9 protein-coding genes are annotated in these 12091 nt (G+C 38.2%); 5 read left to right on the top strand and 4 right to left on the bottom strand.

Annotated features, from left to right (window positions below):
* The 4 genes from HMPREF0693_RS19165 to HMPREF0693_RS11905 form a co-directional block, all read right to left on the bottom strand.
* Window positions 1–1618: hypothetical protein (locus HMPREF0693_RS19165; RefSeq protein WP_004245673.1), on the bottom strand; the 1618-nt coding region annotated here is incomplete at its 3' end.
* A gap of 107 nt (window positions 1619–1725) precedes the next feature.
* Entirely contained in the window at window positions 1726–2592 is an 867-nt protein-coding gene (locus tag HMPREF0693_RS11915; protein ID WP_036932445.1) for a YjjW family glycine radical enzyme activase, read from the bottom strand.
* A complete protein-coding gene (locus tag HMPREF0693_RS11910) occupies window positions 2564–4105 on the bottom strand; it encodes a YjjI family glycine radical enzyme (protein ID WP_004245670.1) in 1542 nt (513 codons plus the stop codon). The genes HMPREF0693_RS11915 and HMPREF0693_RS11910 overlap by 29 nt, the downstream gene beginning before the upstream one ends.
* A gap of 262 nt (window positions 4106–4367) precedes the next feature.
* On the bottom strand, window positions 4368–5060 hold the full coding sequence (locus HMPREF0693_RS11905; RefSeq protein ID WP_004245669.1) for a YtjB family periplasmic protein: 693 nt from the start codon (window positions 5058–5060) through the stop codon (window positions 4368–4370).
* A gap of 109 nt (window positions 5061–5169) precedes the next feature.
* Here HMPREF0693_RS11905 and serB point away from each other — a divergent pair, with 109 nt between their 5' ends.
* The 5 genes from serB (at window position 5170) to HMPREF0693_RS11880 (ending at window position 12015) form a co-directional block, all read left to right on the top strand.
* Window positions 5170–6147 carry a phosphoserine phosphatase gene (gene serB, locus HMPREF0693_RS11900; RefSeq protein WP_004245668.1) on the top strand — a complete coding sequence of 326 codons (978 nt, stop codon included), beginning with the start codon at window positions 5170–5172 and terminating at the stop codon, window positions 6145–6147.
* A 33-nt stretch (window positions 6148–6180) separates the two neighbouring features.
* Window positions 6181–7572, top strand: a complete 1392-nt coding sequence (gene radA / locus HMPREF0693_RS11895) for a DNA repair protein RadA (protein ID WP_004245667.1) — start codon at window positions 6181–6183, stop codon at window positions 7570–7572.
* An 11-nt stretch (window positions 7573–7583) separates the two neighbouring features.
* Window positions 7584–8828 (top strand): multifunctional transcriptional regulator/nicotinamide-nucleotide adenylyltransferase/ribosylnicotinamide kinase NadR, encoded by a 1245-nt coding sequence (gene nadR, locus HMPREF0693_RS11890; protein WP_004245666.1) that lies wholly within the window; start codon window positions 7584–7586, stop codon window positions 8826–8828.
* 317 nt (window positions 8829–9145) lie between these two features.
* A complete protein-coding gene (locus HMPREF0693_RS11885; RefSeq protein WP_004245665.1) occupies window positions 9146–10285 on the top strand; it encodes a YdcF family protein in 1140 nt (379 codons plus the stop codon).
* Between the two features lie 170 nt (window positions 10286–10455).
* Window positions 10456–12015 (top strand): alpha/beta hydrolase-fold protein, encoded by a 1560-nt coding sequence (locus tag HMPREF0693_RS11880; RefSeq protein WP_223293372.1) that lies wholly within the window; start codon window positions 10456–10458, stop codon window positions 12013–12015.
* Window positions 12016–12091 lie beyond the last annotated feature (76 nt).

Raw genomic sequence — 12091 nt, 5'->3', positions numbered from 1 at the left:
CCTTTTCTTGCTCAGCTTGCTTATCTTTTTCATCTGCAATTTCTTGTTGTTCAGTATTGAAATATTTATCATCGATTTCATCATTTCTCCAAATAACTTGACGCCAGTTATTACGTTCATTAGTGGCTACACCATAAATGATTCTTCCATCATCTGAGATGGCATGTGCTTCTGAATCTTTTCCCCCGTCAAGTGTTCCTAAGTCATACATATGATTATTGAAATAAATAAAACCATGACGATGAAACATGATAAAGGCATGAGGACCAGTGCCTGTTAGATCTTTTGGAATGGTTTTTAAGTTATACTCATCAGTTTCAGACCACCCTACAACATATTTACCATCAGCAGTAATATCAAGTGCTCTAGCATTTCTAAATTCCGATTCTTCTTTTTTTGTAGAAAGGTTACCAATATTGATGAGTTTATCATTAGAGAAGTCATAGAGTAGTGCTTGACTAAAAATTGCTGAAGAAGTTTTTGTTCTAGTAGGTAACCTAATTGCATAATTATTATGCCAAACATCTCCCCAGCCAACACTATAGTTCCCATCTGCTGAGGTATCTGCAAGTTTTGTCGATCCAAATTCAGAGAGACTAAGTTCTCGTATAGGGCCTGATGCTGTTGTGATAAAGGCAACTTTAGGATATTCTCTATCCAGTAATTTCTTTTTAGGCAAATCTCGGTTTAGCTGGCCAATAAAGACTTGACCATTATCACTGATTTTTTGAATATCAACACCTCTTCTTTTTATTCCCTTTAAGAAAGGATATTCAGTAATTGGTGAAAGTAAAATTGCTTTTTCTAGATGATTAGCTAAATACTTATTAACGTTATCGAATGTTAATTCGAAGTTTTCTTTTTTATAGATATCATAAATATATAGCTTCTTTCTCTCATCACCTTTGTATTCATATAAAATAAAATTACCATCTTTCGTTAAATATCTAATCTCCATATTTCTATCTAAAATAGAAAATGTATTGTTATATACGTTATAGGCAAATACATAACATCCATTGTATGTACCACAACCGATAGTATCTTCAAAAATACTATTATTTTTAACCATCTGCTCTAATCTGGCTCTAGCACCTGCAAAGGCATACCCAACAACAGTTTTACTATTTTTTGAAATATGGGAAAGGTAAAGAAGATCTAATTGCGGATTATTTTCTTTATTTATTTTTTTTATGGTCTTTCCGCCATCTATACTAATAAATAATTCATTTGGTAAGAGTTCTTCTGAGAAATAAACGGTTTCTCTAACATTATAATTAGGTATCTTTTTTTGAATATTACGTTCACCTTCATCAGCTATACGATTATATAATGAAAGTGTATCATCACTTATTGTTGCATATATGTAAGTGCTTCCAAACGGCGTCATTAACTGTTGGTTGTAACTATGCTTATCTAAGACACGGCCGTGGAGATGTTTAATGTATTCATATCTATTATGATTGAATTCATAATATTGACTTGCATTATTTGCAATACTAAAAGGGTTATAAATTGAGTCTCCCATATCATTTATATTATAATTGCTGTAGCAATTAATAGGCCATATATAGAGAGGACACAATATATATAATATTGATTTATTTTTCATTTTCATTTTATATACCAAAAATAAGATTTTAACTGGAGGTTAACCTCTGTATTAATTAAAGTCAATTGAATAAAATGAAATGAATTTAATATACAATAATGAGTAAGAAATTATTATGTATATATATTTGGTATTTTAATTAAATTTACTTTTCTAAGTATTAATTCATTTTGTAGATTTATGATTTGTTCTTTATTTGCGGATCGCCAATTCTTCGCTTCACCATATACGCCATGCTGATGAAACGCATTAATACGAATTGGAATGGATTCATCAAGTGAATTAATAAACTGGGAAAGCGGTTCTATATTCTCTAAATAATCGGTTTTTTCTGGAATATATAAAAGGCGTAATTCTGCAAGTAAATTATGCTCACTTAACCATTTGATTGATTTTTTAATACGTTGATTACTACGTCCGGTTAAATAAATATGTGTTTCTTCACTCCAACTTTTTAAATCAATCATCGCTCCATCCATAAAGGGGGCGATTTTTTGCCAACCATTAAGTGAAAGAGTGCCATTACTGTCAATTAAACAGGTAAGATGTCGAAGATCAGGGGCTGCTTTGATTGCTTTAAAATAATCAATTAAAAATGGAAGTTGTAACGTAGATTCCCCGCCACTTACGGTTACCCCATTGATAAAGGCTGCATATTTACGCGTAATTGCAATTAGTTCATCAACCGTATAGGTCAATGTCATAGGGCTTGATTGGCGAGGACATTGCTGAATACAAGTATCACATTGCTCACAACGGTGAGAGTTCCAACTTACTACTCCGTTTTGCAACGAGAGAGCTTGCTGAGGGCAAGTGGCAATGCAATCCCCGCAGTTATCACAAATCCCCATAGTGTAGGGATTGTGACAGTTCTTACAGCGTAAATTACATCCTTGTAGGAAGATGGCGAGGCGATTGCCTGGGCCATCAACACAAGAAAAAGGCAGTATTTTATTTATCGAAGCGCATCTGCTGTTCATGGCTAATCACTCGTGGTTTTCGTTCAGCAATATGGCAATTGGTTGTTGCTTCATCTCCTAACCAAGTTGTATTTAGGCGAGAGCCTTCTTCTTTATATTTTTTTAAATCAGATAACCGCACCATATAGCCAGTGACACGGACTAAATCATTGCCACCCACATTAGCGGTAAATTCACGTAATCCGCAAGAAAACGCCCCTAAGCACAGTTGCATTAAGGCATCAGGATTTTGTTTGATAGTTTCATCCACGGTTAAAATATCACTAATACCTGAAGTATAAAATTGATGGTGGGGGGCAACGGTCATTAAATGAGTAACAGGATCAGGCTCTGTTCCATAAGGAATTCGGGTCGCCGGTGTAGTACCAATATCAGAACTTATGCCTGATTGAGCATGTAACATGGCACGCTGTTTCCAACCATATTTTACAGGAGTCTGTGCAACAAATTGGGCCAGTTTTTCACTAATAATATAGCTAAGTTTATTGGCCGCTTCGCTATGACCATAGTTTGCTGTATGACCTTCTTTTTCAAGTAATAGAGAAACTGCTTCAGCCATACCATAAATGCCAAACATCGGGGCAAAACGATCGGGTGAGATCAAACCTTCTTCTACTAAAAAGCTTTGTTGAAAAAAGTTTGATTTTTCATAGAGGAATTCGCAACGAGCATTGATGATCTCGATTTGTTTTTGCATGTAAAACGGCAATACATTCTCTAGAAAGTCGGCACTATTTTGGCTGCGCTTTGCTACTTCTTTGAGATTGATACGAACTAAAGTGCTACCGCCACCACTTTGCGGTAGAGAGTTATAACAACTAACAATACCGTATTCATCTTTACCAAATACAGCATCTTGCAATGTACCGTTAGCAATATGGGGTTTACTACTATGACAAATATTGGTGATTGCTTGGTGCAATAAATCAGAAGGTGTTAGTGCCGCGTCATAAATAAAGGTGAGATTCGGGGCTACTTGTTGAAGTTCAACATCTACCTTAAGAATTAAACGTGTAATGATAGAGTCTTCAGGGCCAATATTAGCGTGCATAAAGGCATCAGGAAGGGTTCTATCAAGATAGCGCCAGAAACGCTTTAATTTTGGATAGAGTTGCTCTTGCGTCAAATTCCCCACATAAGGTAGTAAGATTTTATCAATACGACCTAAATAAACCGGCATTGAAGTGACTGAAGGAACATGATGATAAAGGATAGTCAGCATATTTAGCGCATCATCAAAATCTTGGGCAGGTTCAAGCTCTAAATAGCGCGAGCCTTGTGCTAAGAATTTCGCGTAATCAGGTAATACATAACGTGGTTTATAAGGGGCATGACCTTCATACATATCGCAGATAACCCGTTCATTTAGCGCAAGGCTCGCCTCGTTAGATAATGTCGGGTATGGCAACATATTTTCCGCTTCTAATGCTAGAAAATGACGTTTTTGTTCGGGGGAAAGGGTTGGATTTTCTACGATTTGTTGACAACGTTGGATAACAGATTGTTCAGTCATAACCACCTCAGCAACTCAAGAGCAAAAGAAAGATGTAAGATTTATTTATCGCATTAGGTTAATAAATTGACTGAGATTTACTGTGATTTTAAACAAAGCCCATTCAAAGTTTAAGGGAATAGCACGAAAATACGTATAAATTAGATATATCTAAAATAATTTGACCTATTTTAGATAGAAATATAGAAATATAGAAATATAGAAATAAAGAAATGAAGGTGAGTACTAATGACTCACCTTATTATGTTAATTTGTGGCAGTGTTATTTAACTTCAGATCTATTTTCTGTTTCTTCTTGCTGATCACTTTTTTGTTCATCATCTTCTTTTTCATGACGAGTGGGTAAACTTGCGGTTAATAAATAGGGCGATTGCTGCCAATGCACTGGTGTTAATTGCAATAAGCTGTGGGACAGTAAAAAACCAATCGCCAGAGCAACCAATAGCATCACACGCAATAAATTAGTGGTGTTATCGACTTGGCCAGATTCTGTGACAAGTTGGTGTGTATCTAACGTCAATCTTAGAAAACCCTTTGGCTGATCTTGACCAGGGATAGGCACCACCAGCTGATGATTAAAAGAACCGCCACTTTTTTGTCCTTCTAAGGCCAATCGCTCTTTTACCGTCACATTTTCACCACTATGCGCTATTTGTGTGCCATCTTGCCAATAAAGACTTGCATCCAGTACCCGACTATCGTGAGTTAGATGATTTAAATTAGCTATAATGTGTGGATTTACGTTATCTTTGCTACTGTCATCCATATAATTGGATAATGAGAAGGCAACTTGTTCTGCCAGTGTTTTGGCAAGCTCTTCAAACTGGGTGATACGGGCGTGCTGATTTGCACGGCTAAAATAAGAGGCGCCTTGCATCAAAAAAGCCAATAATGCGATACAAATCAGTATAATCGCTGTTTTTTGTAGTTTGAATTTTAGTTTATCTTTAAGCATGTTCAACCTTTTGCGTAAGCAAGTATGTGCATGTTGCCAGATGAGTCACAGATAGAATAGGCTGAATAACAATTATTTTGTTCAGACAGGGGAAAACAGGAGAATAAGTATGTCAAATAGTCTGACCTATTGCTATTTACCGGATGAGATCCGTAAATGGCCAGGTCTACCGCTATCACTCAGTGGTGAAGAAGTGATGCCACTGGATTATCGTGCAGGCGATAGCGGATGGTTACTTTATGGACGAGAACTTGATAAAAAAAGAATAAGTGAGTTCCAGCATAAATTAGGTGTGGCTATTGTGGTGGTTTCTTCATGGCGTATTGATGATTACCAAGTGGTACGTATTGCGGGAAGTTTAACCCGTCGTATTCGTCGGTTATCTGATGAATGTGGTTTAGATGTTGTACCCTTTGGGCAGATCCCACGTTTACGCTCTCCGGGACTTTTAGTGATGGATATGGATTCCACGGCTATTCAAATTGAGTGTATTGATGAAATCGCTAAACTGGCCGGTGTCGGTGATAAAGTGGCCGAGATAACGGAGCAAGCGATGCAAGGTGAAATGGATTTTAGTGAAAGCCTAAAATTGCGTGTTGCACAATTAGCGGGAGCTGATGCGAATATTTTACAAAAAGTAATGGATAATTTACCTCTGATGCCCGGGTTAACAAGTTTAGTGCGTAAGCTTCAGGCAATGGATTGGCAAATTGCGATTGCATCAGGGGGATTTACTTATTTTGCTGATAACCTAAAACAGCGATTACGTTTAGTTGCAGCGGTTGCTAATCAGCTAGAAATTAAAGATGGTAAATTAACGGGCAAAGTCAAAGGCCCTATTGTTGATGCTAAATATAAAGCGCAAGTGCTTACACGCTTAGCTAAAGATTTAGATATACCGCTGGAACAAACCATTGCGATAGGTGATGGCGCAAACGATCTTAAAATGCTTAGAAAGGCGGGTTTAGGTATTGCCTACCATGCCAAACCTAAAGTATATGCACAAGCCAAAGTAGCTATTCGTCATGCTGATTTAATGGGTGTGATGTGTATTTTAAGTGCAGGATTAAAGCACGAAGAACGATAAGTTTTCAGTCAAGAAAATAACGGGGAGAGCAGTGTGGCAAAAGCAGCCAAAAGAGCCTTTGTATGTAATGAATGTGGTGCCGATTACCCGCGTTGGCAAGGACAATGTTCTGCGTGTCATGCGTGGAATACCATTACGGAAGTGCGCCTTGCGGCGACACCTTCTGCCCGTAACGATCGTTTTAGCGGTTTTGCCGGAGATGCGAAAGGAATAAGCCGTGTTCAAAAGCTCTCTGAAATTAGCCTTGAAGCATTACCTCGCTTTTCTACTGGATTTAAAGAATTTGATCGTGTGTTAGGCGGAGGGGTTGTGCCGGGAAGTGCCATTTTAATTGGCGGAAATCCGGGGGCAGGTAAAAGTACACTATTACTGCAGACCATGTGTCGTTTAGCCGCTGAAATGAAAACCTTGTATGTCACGGGAGAAGAGTCATTACAGCAGGTTGCCATGCGGGCGCACCGCTTAGGCTTACCGACAACCGAATTGAATATGTTGTCAGAAACCAGTATTGAACAAATTTGTTTAATTGCTGCTCAAGAGCAACCTAAATTAATGGTCATTGACTCGATCCAAGTAATGCATATGGCCGATATTCAATCTTCCCCGGGCAGTGTGGCACAGGTACGAGAGACAGCTGCTTATCTGACTCGTTTTGCTAAAACGAATGATATTGCCATTATTATGGTGGGTCATGTCACCAAAGATGGCACATTAGCGGGACCTAAAGTATTAGAACACTGTATTGACTGCTCAGTGATGCTTGATGGTGAAACGGACTCACGTTTTAGAACATTGCGTAGTCATAAAAACCGCTTTGGTGCGGTGAATGAGTTAGGTGTTTTTGCCATGACGGAACAAGGTTTACGCGAAGTGAGTAATCCATCGGCTATCTTTTTAAGTCGTGGTGATGAGGTGACTTCAGGCAGTTCTGTTATGGTGGTTTGGGAAGGAACGCGGCCATTACTGGTGGAGATCCAAGCATTGGTCGACCACTCTATGTTATCAAATCCTCGCCGTGTTGCGGTGGGATTAGAGCAAAATCGCTTAGCAATATTATTAGCGGTTTTGCATCGTCATGGTGGTTTACAGATGTCTGATCAAGATGTCTTTGTTAATGTCGTTGGCGGTGTCAAAGTAACCGAAACTAGTGCAGATTTAGCTTTATTACTATCATTAGTATCGAGTTTTCGTAATCGTCCTTTACCGCGTGATTTAGTTATTTTTGGTGAGGTAGGACTCGCGGGAGAAATTCGTCCTGTACCAAGTGGACAAGAGCGAATTGCAGAAGCAGCAAAACACGGTTTTAAACGTGCTATTGTGCCTAATGCGAATATGCCAAAGAAAAATCCACCTGATATGAAAGTGTATGGAGTGAAGAAACTATCAGATGCGTTATCTGTACTTGATGATTTGGACGACTTCTAAAGGAGTAAATCATGGGATCTTTTGATTATATCAAACAGGCAATAAAAAAGAATGGCTATACCTTACAGCAAGTTGCCGATGAAAGTCAGATGACAAAGGGCTATCTTAGCCAGCTTATTAATAACAAAATCAAAAGCCCCAGTGCACAAAAAATGTCCGCATTACACCAATTTTTGGGATTAGAATATCCATTACAACAGAAAACCATTGGGGTGATTTTTGGTAAATTCTATCCTCTTCATACTGGGCATATTTATTTAATTCAACGAGCTTGTAGTCAAGTCGATGAATTGCATGTCATTTTATGTCATGACGAACCTCGTGATAAAGAGCTATTTATCAATAGTGCGATGTCACAACAGCCGACGGTAAGTGATAGGTTGCGCTGGTTATTACAAACTTTTAAGTATCAGAAAAATATTCGTATTCATGAGTTTAATGAACATGGTATAGAGCCTCAACCTCATGGTTGGGAAATGTGGAGTGAGGGTATCAAAGCCTTTCTACAAGAAAAACAGATCGCGCCGGATTTTATCTATACCAGTGAACGAGGGGACGCCAGTCAATATGAAGCATTTTTAGGTATTGAAACGGTACTGGTCGATCCTGAGCGCTCGTTTATGAATATTAGCGGTAGTCAAATCCGTCAAGCGCCATTTAAATATTGGGAATATATTCCTACCGAAGTAAAACCTTTTTTCGTGCGTACAGTGGCTATATTAGGTGGTGAATCGAGTGGCAAATCGACCTTAGTAAATAAGCTTGCCAATATTTTTAATACAACCAGTGCGTGGGAATATGGCCGTGATTATGTCTTCTCTCATTTAGGAGGAGACGAAATGGCATTGCAGTACTCTGATTATGATAAAATCGCTTTAGGTCATGCCCAATATATTGATTTTGCAGTTAAATATGCTAATAAAGTTGCATTTATCGATACTGATTTTGTAACAACACAGGCTTTTTGTTTACGTTATGAAGGAAAAGAACATCCTTTTGTACAGGCATTGATTGATGAATATCGTTTTGATTTAGTTATTCTGCTAGAGAACAATACGCCATGGGTTGCCGATGGTTTACGTAGTTTAGGGAGTGATAAAGAGCGCCGTCGTTTTCAAACATTGTTGATAGAGATGTTAGATAAAAACAATATTGAATATGTCAAAGTAGATCCTCCTGATTATGATGAGCGCTTTCTTCGTTGTGTCGAATTAGTCAGGGAATTGCTGATGATGCAATCAAAGCATATCGAATAAGTATTTTTAAAAACGCCATTAATTGGCGTTTTTTATTTATAGCTAGCTATATAGTCACAATAAGAATGAAATTTTTGTTTAAACCTAAAGTATGGATAAAAACGGCTGTTCATTAAGCGATTAGCATAATAATGCTATTTTTTTCAAATTAGTGAAAATGATTACTGCAAATTAATGGTAGATCTCTATGATAAAAGTTAGGTATAGATATATCGGTGTGTATTTCTTTTTCTCTTAAGTGTGAGGAGTCACACACTTTGTCTTCATAAGCTTAACCAATTGAAGAAACAGATTTATTTTCGCAAAAGGACAAGATAATGGCGCAACCTTCCCGTATTTCACTTCAGATCAAAAAAACAGTTATTTCATTAGCCATTGCTGCTTTAGGCTTTACGGCTTCCTCTTCTGCATTGGCTTATCAAAAAGTCCATCAACCCGATAATAGCTATCAGCAATATATTTCTCAGCGCCAAACGGTGGATATGTTGATCCAAGATGCATTAGAGGCATTTAAATCGCCAGCGCGTGTTTCTGACGCTGGATTTACGGGAAAACTACCTTCTAATATGGAAGTCGTAGCACAAAAGCTACAACAAGCTTATAAATTAGAGCCTTATCGCTTAGATTTACTATTTAGTGCCGCCAGTGCTTATGTCTATAACAATCAAATTGAGCGTGCGGTAACGATTTATAAACAAATTTTAGAAGCCGCACCGGATGATATTGATGCATTAATTTATGTGACTTCTTGGACGCGTTTTGAAGGTAAAGATAAAGAAAGTGAAGCCTATTTTAACAAGTTAAAATCCCTTAATCCGGCAAAAGCTGAAGAGCTAAGCCGCTTTTTTGCTCAAATTGATCGTGTAAGCAAAATGCCATTAAGTGATAAGTTAACGCCAGCAGATTTGGCAACGCTAAATAAAACAAAAGGAAATAATGCCATTGTGACATTGGGTTATGCACTTAATCCAGATGGTACGATGAATCAGATCTTGATTGATCGTTTAAATAAAACCCTTGAAGTCGCAAAACAGTTACCTGATGCAATGATTGTTGTGACAGGTGGTGTGCCGAAAGCACATCAAACTGAAGGTAAATTAATGGCGGATTGGTTAGTTAAAAAAGGTATTCCCGCAGAGCGAATTTTCCAAGACAATTATGCGCGCTCAACGGTGGAGAATGCGTTATTTAGCCGTTATGCATTAACTAAACACCGAATTAAAACAGCGGTGATTATTAGCTCTGGTAGTCATGTTCGTCGTGCTGATGCTATTTTTACGGTTGCGAGTTGGCAAAGTGGCCCCAGTGATATCACCTATTTAACGGTTGTAGCCCCCGATAAGCCATTAGCTGAATTACAAAAAACATCAAAATCTGATTTACAAGGTATTTATCGCGATGGCTTAAAAGCATTAGGATTATGGAGCTTCCGTAGTTATCCATTAGAAGAGCGTTGATAGACCCTTTGAATATTATTTTGCTACTAAAACTCCACAAGAAAACCAAAAGATTGTGGAGTTTTTTTATTATTCTAAGTGATCAAATTCATACACCAATAAATCCTTATTGAATTGATAACAATTATCATTACTATAAGTTCTTACCTAAATTATAATGAGAAAATACAGTGAGAACTCCTCTAATGATCTGCGCATTGATGGCCTCTTTTTCTAGTTTCGCCAATTGCTTATCAATAACAGAAAATAAAGAAATATCAGGCCAATTTAATCACGATAAGGCACTCTGTTTTACTACACATTTACAGAGCCAGCGCTATGCTGAGTTAGATGTTAAAGGTATACAAAATCTGCAATTAGCAAACCAAGATGGCACTCATATTCGTCGCTTATTAAAAGATGTGCCCGTTGATGGACAACAACAAAAGATACGCTTCCTATTACCTGAAACGGCAAATTATCAGTTTATTGCCCAAGGAGAAGTTGGGGTACAGTGGCATATCACACTGAAAACATACCCTTATCAGCCTTTAGATAAAGATGCGGGTATAGCATTAACTAGCCCTAGATTGCAAATGCTGGCACAAGATCTCACCACCAGCAATATACAGTTATTCTGGCAACAGATACAGCAAGAGGGAACTCCCCTTGTTGAACCTTACGATAATCATAACAAGCGTGTGACTTTTTTATGGCAAGGTGCGCAATCTAATGTATATCTATTGGGATCGCCTGCAGGTGATCATGATCCGTTAACACGTTTAGCCAATAGTGATATTTGGTATCGTAGCTATATCGTGCCTAACGATACATTAATGCAATATAAATTAGCACCAGATGTGCCAGTCATTGAAAATGCAACAGCTGCACAGCAGCGCCGTGCTATTTTAACGACGGCACAGGCCGATCCTTTTAATCTTCACCCTTCACCAAGTAAAGCGGACGATCGTTATAATTACTTTTCATTGCTGTCACTTGATTATCCCCGTGAATGCCAGTTGCCAGATATCTTAGATAGGACAATGAATGGCAATACATCAATCAGTCGTTTTCATAGTGAAATTTTAAATAATGATCGAGAGATTGCGCTTTATTTACCCGCACAGAAAATGACGACACCGCGACTATTGGTGCTATTTGATGGACAAATTTATCGCCAACAATATGGCATAGACCGGTTTTTTGATAAGTTGATTGAAGAGGGGAAATTACCTCCTATTGCTATCTTATTTGTCGATAGTATTGATAGTGATCGTCGTAGTGTTGAATTACCACCTAATCCTGATTTTCACCGCTTTTTAGCGGATGAACTTTTGGTTTGGTTAGAGCAAGAGAAAGGCCTGCAAGTAGCCGCTAAGGAAACTATAGTCTCAGGCTCAAGCTATGGGGGATTGGCCTCTGCATGGGTGGCATTTAACCGTCCTGATCGCTTTGGGAAAGTGCTTAGTATGTCCGGCTCTTATTGGTGGGCGCCAGAAAACGAAGCCCCAGAGTGGTTAATTCGCCAATATCAACAGGCGGATAAAAAACCATTACAGTTTTTCTTAGAAGCTGGGTTATTTGAGTCTCGCGAAGGCGCTGGAGGAATATTAAATAATAATCGCCAGTTAAAGCAGGTTTTACAGCAAAGGGGCTATCCTGTGCAATCGCTAGAGATGGCGAGCGGGCATGATTATATCTCTTGGTGTGAGGCGCTTTATATTGGCACAAAAGCGTTAACTAACGATTAATTATTCATCTTTTTTATCTTAAAGGGATGTGAGTGGTGGTGAACTACACATCCTTTTTCTTTAGGCTAATTTGTCA

The sequence above is a fragment of the Proteus mirabilis ATCC 29906 genome (assembly GCF_000160755.1).
GTDB lineage: Bacteria > Pseudomonadota > Gammaproteobacteria > Enterobacterales > Enterobacteriaceae > Proteus > Proteus mirabilis.
Note: the sequence above shows the minus strand (reverse complement) of the source record. Positions and strands in the feature narration are given on the sequence as shown.